Source organism: Adlercreutzia sp. ZJ473 (genome assembly GCF_013185065.1).
Lineage (GTDB): Bacteria > Actinomycetota > Coriobacteriia > Coriobacteriales > Eggerthellaceae > CAAEEV01.
Genome location: NZ_JAAVTO010000002.1, coordinates 1 through 14,516 on the forward strand (window position 1 = coordinate 1; position 14,516 = coordinate 14,516).

The window sequence follows — 14,516 nt, forward strand, 5'->3', positions numbered from 1 at the left end:
TTCTCCGTTCATGGCTCTTTCCTGTCTTCTGTGGATGGCAAGGTTTGGCGACTGGACACCATAGCTGGAAAGGGTCATTTTGTGTATTGCGGCGGGCGCTCGGGCCAAAGGGCCCTCACGTCCGCCGGGGGCTTGCGCCCCGTCCCGGTTCCGGACTAACCGCAACTGTTGCGCCTGGTCTGGAAGTTTGCGGTTAGCGTTGCGATGAGTATGAAAAATTTCGTTTCTTGTATCTAGGCTATGCTGCTGTCAAAGTGCGCAAGAAATTGTACGTTACCCGTGGACGTGGCTGAGTCTACGAGGTTTAATCGCAGGTAAGAGCTTGTTTAGTGCATTTGTGACTGCGCCTTAGCCTATCGCTATAGGGCGAGTAACCTGTGCGCATTTCCCGAAGGTCAAGTTAAAACTATGGTCATGCACACAAAATCGCCATATAATTCAAGGACACGAGAGGTGTGATTTCGAAGGGAGGATGTGAGACTTATGGCTACAAATGACCAGGCAAAGCAGCTCGCCAAAGCTCACTACTCCGGCGATGACGATGCATTCAGGTCGTGCCTATTGCAAATAGCAGCTTATGAAGCTAAGCGTGGACACGTCCAAGCTGCAAGGGAATTCAAAGCCCTTGCCGAGCAGCAGCGACAAAAGGCGAAGATAGTTAACCTCACGCAAGTAGAAGGCCTTTTTCAGGTTGCCTATCCCACGACATCCTTGAACAGGCTCATCGTTTCCGATGCGCTTATGGCCAAGTTGCAGCGCGTCATTGACGAATATCGCCAACGTGGCAAGCTTGCCGACTACGGATATGCCAACAGGCGGCGAATCCTCCTTGAAGGTGCTCCAGGTACGGGGAAGACCATGACGGCAGCCGTTATCGCAGCCGAGTTGTCTTTGCCGCTGTTCACGGTTCAGATGGACAAGCTCATTACCAAATACATGGGTGAGACGAGCGTCAAACTCCGTCAGATATTCAGCGCCATCGAGCGCAATGTGGGCGTATATCTCTTTGACGAATTTGACGCTATTGGGGCGGATCGCAACCTCGATAACGAGGTTGGCGAGATGAGGCGCATCCTCAACTCGTTCTTGCAGTTCATCGAAAGCGATAGCTCAGATAGTATTATCATCGCCGCCACAAACAATAGGCAGATGTTGGATCATGCCCTATTTCGCAGGTTTGATGACGTGCTTCATTATGAGCTGCCCACAACCGAAGAGGCTAAGCACATCATCGACTCTGTTATCGGCGGCTACGATACAACTTTCTATGCCTCCGACGAGCTTGCCGAGAAGGCATCCTTGCTGTGTCAGGCGGAGATTGTGCAGGTGTGCAACGATGCCATCAAGGGTTCATTGCTCTCTAGTGAGCCTGTAACTGAGGATATACTCTCTGCGCTCCTTGGTGAGCGGCTTGATGTTTACAAAGTCGACCAGAAGGTTAGCTAGCCTATGCTCCCAAATGTCTTTCTCGCCGATACTTCCGAATCGCGCCCTTACGAGCGGCCGAGCGGGGGTGGCGGCGAGGCCAAGCGTCCCGAGAGGGATAGAAAGGCGCATGCAGACAAGCTCGTGCGACAAATCGATGCGGCTATCGCGGAAGAGGATGAGGACGCTAAGGAACGCGGAGGTACCTATCTTCGATTCAACAGTTCCCCTCTTTTTCCACTCGATCCCGAAGCTTTCGAGAATCGCATCCATAAGGTCGTGCTTCTGCGCATGGATACCGACTTGGATACTGGCAGGATGTCGGCTACTGTATTCGTGCCGCGAGGGAAAGAGGGTTTCTTTCGCCAGAAGGTGACGGATTATGCTGACGAATCGCAGGCAACGAGAGAGGGGCATCCACGTAATCAAGAATTCGTTGAGGATGTCGACGAAGTCTCCAAACCGACTGCGAAGTCCTTTTGGAGTGGAACGGCGGACGAGTACCCAGATGGGGTTGCCATATGGTGTGAGATCTGGATAAACACCTCTCAGACTTCTGCCGAAGATGCCCTTGGCAAGTTCGCAGCGTACTGCGACGGTCGCAATGTCCAACAATCGGCTGATTACCTCATCTTTCCGGAGTGCGTTGTCGTCATGGCAAAGCTCGACGGTAAAAGCATTGAAGAAATGCTTCGCGAGATAGGGGCTGTTTCGGAGATTCGACGGGCCGCTGAGCCGACATCAACCTTTGTCAATGCGGACGCGCGCTTTCAGAAAGAGCTCGTCGACGATCTTGTTGGGCGTTTGACCATTGATGCTACCGAAACGTCCATCTGCGTCCTAGACACAGGGGTTAACGCTAGCCACCCGTTGTTGGTGCCGGCGGTGAAGGATGGCACTGTGATTTCGGCCCGTAGCGGATGGCCCTCGTCCGATGCAGACGGACATGGGACCAGCATGGCGGGCATTGCGCTCTACAACGACTTGAAGGCATCGGTATTAGGCCAAGGGCCAGTGAGCGTAGGGCACCATATAGAGTCCGTAAGAATCTTTCCCCCTTCTGGCGCAAACGAACAGAGCATGTACGGCGTCATAACGCGAGATGCAGTCAGCGAGATTGAGATAGCGCAGCCAGCCTCCAATAGGGTTTTCTGTATGGCAGTAACAGATGACGGCGGCATCACTGATGGTTCGCCGACTTCTTGGTCAGCAGAAGTCGATAAGTTAGCGGCTGCGGTCGGTGAAAATGAGGAGGACAAACGGCTCCTGCTTGTAAGCGCCGGTAACGTAGATACGAATGAGTTTCGTGCCGTACCCTACCCTGGAACAAACCTGACTTCAGCGGTGGAGAGTCCTGCGCAGGCGTGGAATGCACTAACGGTCGGCGCGTATTCAGATGACGTGATGACGAATGAGGCTGGACTCGAAGGCTTTTCGGGAATGGCTGAGAAGGGTGGCCTCTGCCCGTATAGCCGAACGTCGCACATTTGGGACGACATGTGGCCGATAAAACCAGAGATTTGTTGCGATGGTGGGAATCTCGCCACTAACGGTTTCAACTGGATAGACAGCCTAGACATGAGCAAGCTGAGCACCAGTAATGACTTGCCCTCAAGCTATTTCACGAGCATTAGGGCAACGAGTTCAGCGACAGCCCAAGCGTCTTGGATGGCGGCACGTATCATGGATGCCCATCCAGGGATTTGGCCCGAAACCGTGCGCGCCCTTCTTGTGCATTCGGCACGATGGACTGACGCGATGAGGCGGCAGTTTCTCCCTGAGCACGATACAATGAAGGGACCTAGACGCGATCTTCTACGAACGTGCGGATGGGGTATTCCGAACATCGACTATGCGCTTGGTTCGCTTGACAATCGGGTTAACCTCATCATCCAGGGCGAGATCCAGCCATTCAAGGAAGATGGAACCTGCAATGAGATGCGTGTGCACGAGCTCCCCTGGCCAAAGGAAGAGCTCCTCGGGCTTAGTGAGAAAGAAGTTGAGCTGAGGGTAACGCTCTCGTATTTCATTGAGCCAAACCCTGGCGAACGCGGCTGGACAGACAAGTTCCAATACCAATCGTGCGGGCTGAGGTTCCAGGTAATCGGCAAGAATCAAGACTACGACGAGTTTCTCGGATTCGTTAGCAAGAAGATGCGTGATGGCGGGACAGACTATGCCAGAGGCTCGGCTTCAAGCGAGTGGTATCTTGGTCAAGATAATCGCGACGCAGGTTCCATACACAGTGATTTCAAGCGAATAAGTGCAGCCGATCTTTGTGATGCTCGATATGTGGCCGTATATCCCGTAGGAGGCTGGTGGAAGATGCTCAAGTCTCTCGGGAAGCGCACAGAAAAGCTGCGCTATGCACTTGTTGTTTCGATTGACTCAGCGGAAGTTGAAGCTAATCTCTACAACGAGATTGTTGCGAAAATCAAGATCCCGACCGAGACAACGATACCTACGCCATAGCCTGAATCGTTGAGTGACTTTGTGACGGCCCTTTAGCCTATTTGCAGGTTGAGGGGCCGAACTGTTTATCAGCCACGATACGAAAGGTGGTCGAAATGGCAGGTGATACACATGACGCAGAGGCACAAGAAGAGCCGCAAGCAAGTCGTCTTTGGTCAGGTTGTTTGAAGCGCAAAGCGCTATATAGGCTTGAAATCTTCATGCGTGCCTCCGGCTATATAGAGCGTTGACCTTCCTTTTTTGTCATTTATGAAATAAAATTACTTAAAAAATTGAATATATTATTTAAATATACGCAATAAACGACTATATTATAGGAAATGAGATATTTTAACGGTAGCTTTCAAAAGTATAGGGGGTAGCAATGAAGACGTTTACTTCCGCTAGCGCAGCTAAGTACTTGAAGAGCCTTCAGGATAAAAAGGATCATCTCGTCAGCATAGAGAAGAGCAGCTGCGTGTATCAGCTCGCTCCAGGCGAGGAAGCTGATCCTCCCGAGTACGACTATGAGGCTATGCGTCGCGAAATCGCGGAGATTGACGACCAGATGAGGGCTGTTCGCCACGCCCTGCACGTGTTCAACGCCAACGAGGTACTACCCGAGAGCGGCATAACCATCGATGAGGCGCTTATCCTGCTTGCCCAGTTGGGTGGCGAGAAAGGTCGTCTTTTCACTATGCGCTCACGGCAGTCTAAGGAGCGTGTGTCTAGCGGGTACTTCCGCAGCGACTCCATCGAGTACCGCTTCGCAAATTACGACTTGGCCAAGGCGGAGAAAGACTACCTCGAGGTGTCAGAACGGGTTTCAAATCTTCAACTCGAGCTGGATCTGTGCAATCAGACGCGAATTTTCGATGTTGACGTGTAGGATCGCTTTCCGAGTACAGGCGATCACTCTTTGACGAGAGTACGCAAACTCCTTCACGCGTTGTTGTATAACGTTGGCGTTGATCGTGGTTTCGTAGTCTTTTGTGGGTTGGGGCAAGCCGTTACGGTACATTGGAAAAGTTGATTTTCCGCCTCTTCTCGCCTGTGCTGAAAACTTCACGGTGCCGTTCAGGTATCGTGCAGCGCTGAAGTTCGGTTTCAGGCGCTACTGCTGGGAAGTGCCTGAGGAGCTGGGTAGTTCGACAAGAGCGTAGCTAACGTTTGGCTTGCACGCTGATTCGTGAGACTTGCGAGGTTTGGTTGTCACCTCAAAGGGGATGCGGCCTTCGCGCACAGACTGACTTACGAAAATGTTAATGGCGGTGGTCAGGCTCATGCCAAGCTGGTCAAACAGGGTTTCTGCTTCCTTCTTTAGGCCCTCGTCCATTCGGACGGTAATGTTCACATTGGCCACGGTCGCCTCCCATGATAATCGTTTTGCTCGGGTGCATTCAGTTAATGCTTAACTCGTGCATTATACCCGTTCGCGTGCATCCCTTTGATCCCGGGCGGCAAGGATCGAAATGAATTGCGCGAATTGGAGAGGGCGTGGTCGACCGCCATGGAGATCGAGGTCTGTCTAAAGACGCCGTCCGTGAAAGAAGGTTTTGATCAGGAGGCATCCTTGGCGTGGTTGCTCTGGGCGATGATCTCACCAAGCTTGCAGAGCAGGGATTCGATCGTTGGAGAAACGCCGCCTTCACCCTTTTGAGGGGAGGGGAGCAGCTCCTCTATGCTTTTTGCGATATCCAGTGCCTCTTCGCTCATGGTGTAGTGGCTCATCGCCTCGAACAGGTCTTGCTGAACGATGCTGGACATCACGCTGGCTGCGTCTGCCATGAGTGCTGCGTGCGCAGGCGTAAGAGCAATCGTCATCAGAAGGCCATCGCCTTCTCCCTCGCAGGAACACTGAATCGGGGGGAGCGATCCATGAATCCAAGGTCTGTCGAAGTCTCGCTCTATACCTCCCTCGGTGTTCTTGTGCCAAGCGCGGGCATGCCGAACAACCTGCAAGATATCGTATGCGGTTTGGCCTCGATCGTCGGTATGCTCGCTCCAGATGCCGTGGCTTGCCTCAAGGGGCATGTCGCTCAGCTCGGGGAGGATGAGCTTTCTCATGAGAAGCCAAGCCTTCTTGCGGGCGTTTTCCTTCAGGTTAAACTCGCTGAACGCCAACGTCAGGTTTCGGAGCTCCCATTCGATGTGGTCATACTGCCCAACCCAGATGCGCGAATAGATATTGAGCGCACTCATCAAGATGCTCGCCTCGTCGTTGTCCAGGACAACCTCCGCTAATAGCGGCTTCGGGGCGGGTACCTTCATCCATTCGGCTTGTGCGATAACTGCTTCGGCATTCTCCTCGGGGAGGTGAATGCAGCTTATCACCTCTCTTCCAAAATGACTTTTGCCTTGGTGCCAGATGCTTTCGTTGAACGGCACGATGAACAGCTCGTCTTCACCCAAGAGGGCGCGGGCAACGTCATTCGCATCGGAAAGATAGGCGGGTGTTTCTGTTTTGTTCAGGTGATGCCAGATACGGGCCATGTCAGCGGAATGCCACGTGATAGATCCGAAAAGCGACAGCAGCCAGCCTGCTTCGTCGGGCCTGGGGTAGAGGTAAACACGAGAGATGCTCGAGCCGGCAAGAATCTCAAACGTATGGTTGAAGAAGTGATCTCCGCTGTACAGTTCGCTGAAAGCTTCGGGAGAGCCTTGGTCCATGGTGAATATGACCTCATCGCGGGCATCCCCAAAACGCTCGTACCAAGCACGTCCGTCTTCTGGGGGAACTGCGCTCCATAACCCTTCTGAGTCGTTGTGGTAACCAGCGGCTATATAAGCGTCCTTCAGAATCCTGAAATAGTCGCGAGCGCAAAGGCTGGGAATGCGAGGGATGCTTTCCTTTGCCTGCTGTCTCTTCAGTTCCGCCGCAAGAGTTCGCGCCTCTTCGTCACCCATTTTCGCATCGTCGTAGCAGTTGTCCTTGCCGCATATCTCCCAATAGTCTGAACGCTTGATGAAACCATGCCGGCAGCGCATCGGAAGCTCTTTGCTCAGATATTCCTCGTAGTCTTCACGACAAGCCTTTTCCAAGACGAGTCCGATGCTCGCACGCATTTTTTTGAGGGTTTTGTGAATGCGAGGATCATCCCAGACATCTTCCTTGCCTTTCGCCACCTCTATTACAACTCGGTTGTCGATGATCAGAATCATCCAGTCGTCTTCGGCATTGGAGGTGGCTTCATGCCAGTACGTTTCGTCAGGAAAGCACTGCTGCCACTCTTCGAGGCGGCGAGTGTTGACCATTTCTGCCGGCTCATCATAGAACTCAGCGTAATCTCTGTACTCATCAAGCGTCAACCAATCATCTGGCTCTCCACGCTTGACGCAAAACCAAAGGCTGCGCACGCGAGAGTCTTTCTCTTTCGGAGGGAAAGACTCCATCATCCGAAGAATATCGCGAGCTGTGCGCCAGTCCGCTTCATGACCGAAGGGGTGATTTCCCAAACTGCGCCATTCGATGTTTTCGATGTCTGCTTCACAGAGATACGATATCATAAGCGCTCCTGCTCTGGCTTTGTGGGCGTCTTTGTGGTGGATTGGGCTTTGCAGCTGTGCGGCTGTATGTCCACTCGCAAAATTAGGGTGTCTGCTCTTTCGGCGGAAACAGCCGTTGGATATGCTGCGCCGACGTGAAGCCTTCCTCGATAGTAGGCACTTCGAACTCCTCGAGGTAGATCGCCAAAGCTGTCTTGGCATGCGGTGGGTCCGGATTGTCGGGGTGCGCCGCATTCCAGCTAGCCGCGTCGCTCTCGTCATAGCGAGCGTAGGTTTCCAAGTCTGGCAAGGAATAGAAGCAGCTGATTCGTGCATCTGGACGCACCGAGCGCACCGCATTGATGTACATGGTCCGGCGCTTGGCTTTCATGAGCGTATGCCGCAGAATGACTTTGCGATGCCGCTGCAGCGCCTCAACAAGCTCTTTCTCGCAGATTAGGTAAGAGTCCCACACGGTGCAGCTGCGCTTTTGGATCTCGTGTAGGTCGATTACCTCGTAACCGAGCAGGTTCTCTCTTATGAACGTGAGCTTGCCCGAGCAGGGCGGGCCTATAACAAATACAACATCCTCGGCTTCGATGGCGTTCATGCTGTCTCTTTTCGTAGGCGAAGGCACCGCCAGAGAATAGCCCGGTATCTTCGAAAGACGATAACTTACTAATTATCGTAATGATTATTACTTCAAATACAATAAAAGCTAATTAAATTTAAGTAAATAATCATAATAATGCTCAGATAGTCTCAAAGGAACCCTTCTCCGCTTTTCGGATTGCAAGGAGCCGAAACCAACCTCCAGGATCTTTTTGTTGAAATACCTAGACGATATGCAAGAGGCCTGACGGGGCGGACGATTAATTGCAAACCAAACAAGATGCTCCATCATGATGCGCTGTCGACGATCAGGAAACGGTCCTTCCCTTTTCGCTTTGCTTCGTACAAGGCTGCGTCCGTCTGCTGGTAGATTTCGTCGATCACGAGCTTCTCCGGGATGAAGGACGCGCCCGCGCTGACGGACAGCCCCTCTCCGGGGTACTCCGACTCGAAGGTTTCCCGTACCCGGTCGATGAACTTGCGCAGCATCCCCTCCGCCGCTTCAGCAGTGAGGGGGCGCCCTGCGAAGACGGCAAACTCGTCCCCGCCGAGCCGGGCTGTGATGTCACCGCTTCGGTTGAAGAATTCGTCCAGCTGCCGGGCAAAGCTCCTCAGGGCCACATCTCCCTCCGGGTGGCCGAACTTGTCGTTGATCTGCTTGAAGTTGTCCAGATCCATGATGATCAGCATGCCCTGTCCGGGGTGCGCCGCCACCGCGTTCTTCAAGGCCTGCCGAAACCCGGACCGGTTGAGCAGACCGGTGAGGTTGTCGGTTCTTTCCCGGACGTCCATGAGGGCGATCTGCTTGGCTGAGCGAAAGGTGACCAGCACCAGAAGCAGGCAGGCTGCCAGGGACGTCCCCACCATGATGACCATGATCTGGTCCAGGTTTCGCAGGGCCTCTCTGCTGCTCATGCAGGTGACGAAATACCAGTCCATCGCCTCGATGTGGATGACGTTGGTGATGTAGCTGCCGTCTTCTCCCTGGACTTCATGCTGGCCGGTCTGGTCCTGGGCAATCAGACGGTCCACGTTCTGGTACAGCGGAGCGCTCTCCTCGCTGTTCAGCGGCTGCCCCACCGTGGAGGTGTCCGAATTGGCCAGGATGATCCGACTCTGACCGGTAACGAAGAAAGCGTAGCTGATGTTGTCTTCCGTGATGTCGGCGACTACCCTGGAGGCGTAGTCCAGGTAGACGTCCGCCGCCACCACGCTCTCCACCGGGCTGTTGTTGACCCGCGCGGAGGCGCTGACGCACACCTCTCCGGTCATCACATCCACATAGGGCTCTCCGAAGCCGAAGTGGTCCCGTGTCAGTCCCTCCCAATACCAGTTCCGCTCCGCTGGGACATAGTCTGCATCCGGGACCCATCCGGAGGAGTCAAAGTAGTTATTCTTCCGGTCTCCCCAGTACAGGCCGTAAGGGTAAGCCTCATGGCCGGGGTAGGAGGTTCCCATCAGCTCAAAGACCTGGGGATTGTCCATCCCCACCTGCTCAATCATGTCCTTGTAGATGTCCAGCTCGCCGAGGATCTCCTCCGCCCATACGCCCACCGCTTCCGCGCCGCTCTGGGACTGAAGGGCCAGCTTCTCTTTGGAGAGATCCATAACCTCCTGCTGGACCAGAAGGAGAAGCATGATGAGCAACGGAAGCACGATGAGCATAACGGAGCAGATCAGCTTGAAGCCAACGCCGGAGATCTTCGCTTTCTTTTCCATATGCAACAGCTTCTTTTTCCTTCAAGTACCTCCCAGAGAGCCATCTGTCATTATATATTTATGTCTTACGGGGGGGGCTGACAAATAACTGCCGAAGGAGGCATCGGTGAAGGACGCCTGTCTCCCGAGGCGCTGTTTTCGGACTCCTTCGATAGCCCATGATCTTTTGACTCAGCCCCTGAGCTCCTTGATCCTTGCCCGCATCAGCTTGGGGAAATCGCGATACCGCATGCCGACGAGCTTTGTCAGGCGGCTCTGCATGAAGGCGAAGCATGCGAAGTAGAGCACGACCGCCGCAAGGTACTCCCACCAGGCAACCGAGCAAAACGCGATCAGATAAGCCAGGCATCCCGCGCCGAGGGCGAACTCCGCGAGCGCGGTGACCATGCCGGGCGTGTAGGGGCGCGTCTGCTGCATCAGCTTGATGCCCATCACGTGGACGATTCCCTCGAAGAGGCCCAGATAGACCGGTAGCAGGACGAGGATCCAAACGCGATCGAAGAAGAACGGAACAACCGTGAACCCGATGATGAGGGCCATGGTGGGTATGCGCGAGAGGTTCGCGATCTCTTGGCTCACCTTGCGCTTGAGCAGGTTCGCTGCCATAAGGTCGACGAAGCCGCCGGGGTACTTGCCCTCCTCCCACTCATGCAGCACGAACAACCACATGAATCCGAGCATGAAGCGCTGAACCACATCGAGGCTCGGGCAGATTGCGGCGGCGAACACGATGAACGTGCCCAGTATGAACGTGAGCACTTCCAGGTTGTATTTCGCAATCCAGTTTCTCATAGCGAACCACCCGCCTTTTCCTGGGATCTGCGAAGGCGCGGTAAGCATGCGCGCAAATCCGATATAGTGTCTGATAATAGTATCGGGGTGCTGCCCGCCAGCATCAACCGACACAGCAGGCTGTTTTGTAGGAAAGAAGAAAGCCATGGCCAAGAAGAACCTCGAGAAACGAGCTGCCACGCGAAAGAGGATCATGGACTCATGTTGGGACGTCTACGTCGAGAAGGGCGCAAGCGGGTTGACCGTGAAGGAGATAATCACCCGCGCGAAGGTCCACAGGAGCACGTTCTACGAGTACTTCGATTCGGCTCAGGACGCATTCGACGCCCTTGAAGACGAACTCATAGCTCTTATCCAGGCGGAGGCGCTCCTTGCCATGAAAAACGACGCGAACGACCCGGCGTCATTGGTTCGGCATGTGTACGTGGAGCACCAAGAGAGGCTTTCCGTCTTGCTCGGATCCCAAGGGGATCCCTCGTTTTCAAGGAGGATCGCGGATACCATCATCTGCTCAGTCGTAGGCTCGCTGGACCTGGGCGAACCGGACGACCAGGTGCCGTATGTACTGGAGTTCGCCCTCGTCGGAGCCCTTTCCGCCATTACGCTGTGGTATGAGCGCGGCTGCGATCTCTCGTCGGATGAGCTGGGCGCACTCGTCGCAAGAATGCTCAGGGCGGTCACGGCATCGTAAAAGAGAGGCATTTCACCTGCTGCAACCTGCGGTAGGCGAATAATCCCACAGAGGGTGGGCTGTTCGGATGGCTGCATGCTATAATCCCGCTATCAGCCATTCGGCGGGGCCAGCGGATGCGCGCCGCTTCGAGTTAGGTAAGGTTAGATGAAGAACTAGCGATGCCCGTTACGGGCGCCCATACGACCACTTCACACGTCCGGTCGCGCTTTTGAGGGTGCCGCATCGCTTCAACGTCCTTTCGCTTCAGAACCAATACATCGCGTGCCTAGCCCCTGCGCGACCTCCTTTTAAAGGAGCTCGCCATGCAACTGAATCTCTCACATGTCAGCTACACCTATTCTGGGGCGGCGTCACCTGCGTTCAGCGATGTCAGCGTCACGTTCCCGTCAGGTTGGACGGGCGTCATCGGCGACAACGGGTGCGGCAAGAGCACGCTCGCCCAAGTTGCTGCGCGCCTTATCAAGCCCGATTCCGGAACGGTGAGCCCGCAGCTGTTCTCGGCTTACTGCCAGCAAGACTCGACCCGAGCGCCGAAGAGCCTCCTCGACCTCGCTTCTGACTGGGGGCGGGAAGGCCGACGGGCAAGGGCGCTGCTGCGCATCGAGGACGACTGGTTCTGGCGCTACGAGACGCTCTCGGGCGGTCAGCGAAAGCGGCTCCAGATCGCATGCGCGCTCTACGCGCGCCCTGACGTCCTCGTCATGGACGAGCCGACGAACGACCTCGACGGCGAAACGCGCGACGTCGTGAAGGCAGCCCTCGCCTCGTTCGACGGCATAGGCATCCTCATCTCGCACGACAGGGATCTGCTGGACGCCCTCGTGAGCCAGAGCCTGCTGTGCGAGGGGGATCGCTGGGCCATGCGTCCCGGCGGGTACTCGAAGGCGAGCAGCCAGGTGGCAAGCGAGCGTGCTTCTGCCATGAGGGATCGGGAGAAGGCGGCCCGCGAAGTTGAGCGCCTGAAGGCGGAGGCCCGGCGCAGGAGCGAGGAAGCCGCCCGACAGAAGGGCAAGCGAAGCAAGCGCGGCCTTGGCAAGGACGACAGCGACGCACGCGAGAAGATCGGCCGCGCCGTAATCTCTGGTAAGGACGGTGTCGCGGGGAGGCTGTCGTCGACCATGGGCAAGCGGCTCGCCAAGGCCGAATCCGAGCTTTCGGGAAAATCCGTCTCGAAGCGATACGACCACCGCATCGGCGAGTTTGGAGTGACAGCCAGGTCGAGCCATGTGGCGCACTTGGAGGCGACGCGGCTGCGGACAGGCGAGTTCTCCGTCAAGGTGCCGGAGCTTTGGATATCTCCTGCTGACCACGTGGTTCTCACCGGGGCAAACGGTACGGGCAAGAGCCTCGTGGTGCGAAACGTCATCGAATCGGTTCCGGACAGCGTCAAGGTGGCGTACGTGCCCCAAGACGTCTCGCCCAGGGAGCGGGAAGGAGCCTTGCGGTCGCTTCGCGCTCAGGCGCAGGGGCAGAGGGGCCACGTCCTCTCCATCGTGGCGCGCCTGAACTCCGACCCCGGCAGGCTTCTCGACGGCAATGACCTCAGCCCGGGCGAGCTTCGCAAGCTCATGCTCGCCGAGCAGCTCGTCGCAGATCCGAGCTTCCTCGTGCTTGACGAGCCGACCAACCATCTCGACGTCGGCTCGATCGAGGCTCTCCAGAACATGCTCGTCGGCTTTCCCGGCGCAATCCTCCTGGTGACGCACGACAGGCAGCTGGCGAATGCGGTGGCGCAAACGGAGTGGAGGATAGAGCGGAGCGAAGATGCCTTTGAGTTGAGAGTCAAATGAAGGGCGGCGCGGACGAGGTCCCGGGCTCGACGCAGAAGGCGGAGCATGCGAAATAGAGCACGACCGCCGCAACCCGCTGCCGCCGCAACCCTGCCCGTGTCGCAACCTGCTGCCGTTGCAACCCGCCCGCGCCACCTCCCAGCGCTTCGCGCGGCGCAAGCCTGCATTGACGATCCCGATGTGCTGAAGGCCGTCGATTGGGCCATTGTGCGACTCGGAAACAAGGCGTTTCGCCCATAACATCCTCCGTCTTCAATGGCCTTTCCTTTTCAGCTTCTTCTTAGCAACGCGCTGTGCGTAGCGTCTGTCCTCTGATTGCTCTTTTTCGGTAGAGCGACGGTGGGCTGCCGCTTTCTTATGCGCCTCTCTTTCCTGCGAGAGAGCGCGTTGCGCTTTGGTGCTCATGGTTGGCCTCTTGAGCGCCTTCGCCGCGTCTCGCATGCGGCGCTTGGGGTTCTTCGCCAACGGCTTCGGATCGGCATCCAGGTCATCTCGGAACGACAACGTCTGCCATTTCTCTACGACGAATCGGAGCACCTCCTCGTTCGACGGCTCCGCACCGAACACGATTCGGGCAGCTCCGAACCCTCCGTCTTCGACATGCTCGACGATGCCCACCCAAAACTGGCCGTCGTGGTATACGGTCAGGGTGGATGACACGCTGATCTGCATGGACGCTTCCTCCTTTATGTAGACAGACCATGCAGAGAAGGGACAACCAAGGAGGCAGGTTACTGATGCGGCAGAACCGCACGCCCACGACTACCCGACGGGGACTGTGTTTTCATCTCTGGTAGATTGATTATACCCTGCTGCCAAGGTGCTTCAAGAGATCCGCGATGCGACATCCTCAAAGCGGCTGATCTCCAGCGGGAGACAGCCGATCAGCTCCTATTCTCAAGAATGCACGAAACATGTCATCTAGACGTGACAATGACACCTGAGATATGCCACCCTGACATGGTAGATAAGCTTGTCGAGTCCAAATATACTGAGCTTGGAGGTATGAAAGATATGATCAGTCAGAACATACTTTCGCTGAGAATGCGCTCTGGCATGACGCAAGAGGAGCTCGCCCAGAGAATAGGCGTGGCTCGGCAGACCGTCGCGAAATGGGAGGCAGGCGCTGCCGTCCCCGACCTTGACAACGCGACGCGCCTCGCGCAGCTGTTCGGCGTGAGTCTCGATGCGCTCGTCCACCACGACGAGGAGCAGGTCGGGTACCCTGTCGCCCCTCGCGGCCTGCACATCTTCGGCGTCGTTCGCATGGGCGAGCGCGGCCAGGTGGTCATCCCGAAGAAGGCTCGTGACATCTTCGAGCTGCATGCTGGAAGCGAGCTTCTGGTGCTGGGCGACGAGTCGCAAGGGCTTGCGCTTCAGCGCATCGAGGATGCGGCGGCCATGTTGGAGAGCTACGGACGCGCCGTGAACGAGAGGCTTTCTGACTGATCCAAGGAAAGGATCTACGCCATGGACAACAAGGGCTACGCCTGCAGAGGACTCATCTCCGTGAAGCTCGGCCCCGCCGGCAAGCTGCTCGTCAGTGA

Annotated in this window: 12 protein-coding genes; 6 read left to right on the top strand and 6 right to left on the bottom strand. The window is 55.9% G+C overall.

Annotation, left to right across the window (positions count from 1 at the left end; all coding sequences use genetic code 11):
- Positions 1 to 483: 483 nt before the first annotated feature.
- The 3 genes from HRL41_RS00550 (at position 484) to HRL41_RS00560 (ending at position 4,765) form a co-directional block, all read left to right on the top strand.
- Positions 484 to 1,446 (top strand): AAA family ATPase, encoded by a 963-nt coding sequence (locus HRL41_RS00550; protein WP_172135031.1) that lies wholly within the window; start codon positions 484 to 486, stop codon positions 1,444 to 1,446.
- Positions 1,447 to 1,449: 3 nt separating this feature from the next.
- Positions 1,450 to 3,897 carry a S8 family peptidase gene (locus HRL41_RS00555; protein WP_172135032.1) on the top strand — a complete coding sequence of 816 codons (2,448 nt, stop codon included), beginning with the start codon at positions 1,450 to 1,452 and terminating at the stop codon, positions 3,895 to 3,897.
- Positions 3,898 to 4,261: 364 nt separating this feature from the next.
- Entirely contained in the window at positions 4,262 to 4,765 is a 504-nt protein-coding gene (locus tag HRL41_RS00560) for a hypothetical protein (protein WP_172135033.1), read from the top strand.
- Between the two features lie 225 nt (positions 4,766 to 4,990).
- On the opposite strand, the gene HRL41_RS00565 is transcribed toward HRL41_RS00560, so the two are convergent.
- The 5 genes from HRL41_RS00565 to HRL41_RS00585 form a co-directional block, all read right to left on the bottom strand.
- On the bottom strand, positions 4,991 to 5,239 hold the full coding sequence (locus HRL41_RS00565; protein ID WP_172135034.1) for a type II toxin-antitoxin system RelB/DinJ family antitoxin: 249 nt from the start codon (positions 5,237 to 5,239) through the stop codon (positions 4,991 to 4,993).
- A gap of 197 nt (positions 5,240 to 5,436) precedes the next feature.
- On the bottom strand, positions 5,437 to 7,383 hold the full coding sequence (locus HRL41_RS00570) for a hypothetical protein (RefSeq protein ID WP_172135035.1): 1,947 nt from the start codon (positions 7,381 to 7,383) through the stop codon (positions 5,437 to 5,439).
- A gap of 82 nt (positions 7,384 to 7,465) precedes the next feature.
- Positions 7,466 to 7,972, bottom strand: coding sequence for an AAA family ATPase (locus HRL41_RS00575; protein ID WP_172135036.1), 507 nt, complete (start codon positions 7,970 to 7,972; stop codon positions 7,466 to 7,468).
- Between the two features lie 290 nt (positions 7,973 to 8,262).
- Positions 8,263 to 9,693 carry a sensor domain-containing diguanylate cyclase gene (locus tag HRL41_RS00580; protein ID WP_172135037.1) on the bottom strand — a complete coding sequence of 477 codons (1,431 nt, stop codon included), beginning with the start codon at positions 9,691 to 9,693 and terminating at the stop codon, positions 8,263 to 8,265.
- 171 nt (positions 9,694 to 9,864) lie between these two features.
- Positions 9,865 to 10,485: an HXXEE domain-containing protein gene (locus HRL41_RS00585; RefSeq protein WP_172135038.1), complete on the bottom strand. Its 621-nt coding sequence runs from the start codon at positions 10,483 to 10,485 to the stop codon at positions 9,865 to 9,867.
- 145 nt (positions 10,486 to 10,630) lie between these two features.
- Here HRL41_RS00585 and HRL41_RS00590 point away from each other — a divergent pair, with 145 nt between their 5' ends.
- Both HRL41_RS00590 and HRL41_RS00595 read left to right on the top strand, forming a co-directional pair.
- Positions 10,631 to 11,176, top strand: a complete 546-nt coding sequence (locus tag HRL41_RS00590; RefSeq protein WP_172135039.1) for a TetR/AcrR family transcriptional regulator — start codon at positions 10,631 to 10,633, stop codon at positions 11,174 to 11,176.
- Positions 11,177 to 11,481: 305 nt separating this feature from the next.
- Positions 11,482 to 12,969: an ATP-binding cassette domain-containing protein gene (locus HRL41_RS00595; RefSeq protein WP_172135040.1), complete on the top strand. Its 1,488-nt coding sequence runs from the start codon at positions 11,482 to 11,484 to the stop codon at positions 12,967 to 12,969.
- A gap of 252 nt (positions 12,970 to 13,221) precedes the next feature.
- On the opposite strand, the gene HRL41_RS00600 is transcribed toward HRL41_RS00595, so the two are convergent.
- On the bottom strand, positions 13,222 to 13,641 hold the full coding sequence (locus tag HRL41_RS00600; RefSeq protein WP_172135041.1) for a YjdF family protein: 420 nt from the start codon (positions 13,639 to 13,641) through the stop codon (positions 13,222 to 13,224).
- Between the two features lie 342 nt (positions 13,642 to 13,983).
- Here HRL41_RS00600 and HRL41_RS00605 point away from each other — a divergent pair, with 342 nt between their 5' ends.
- Positions 13,984 to 14,418 (top strand): helix-turn-helix domain-containing protein, encoded by a 435-nt coding sequence (locus HRL41_RS00605; RefSeq protein WP_165170060.1) that lies wholly within the window; start codon positions 13,984 to 13,986, stop codon positions 14,416 to 14,418.
- The last annotated feature ends 98 nt before the right edge of the window (positions 14,419 to 14,516 follow it).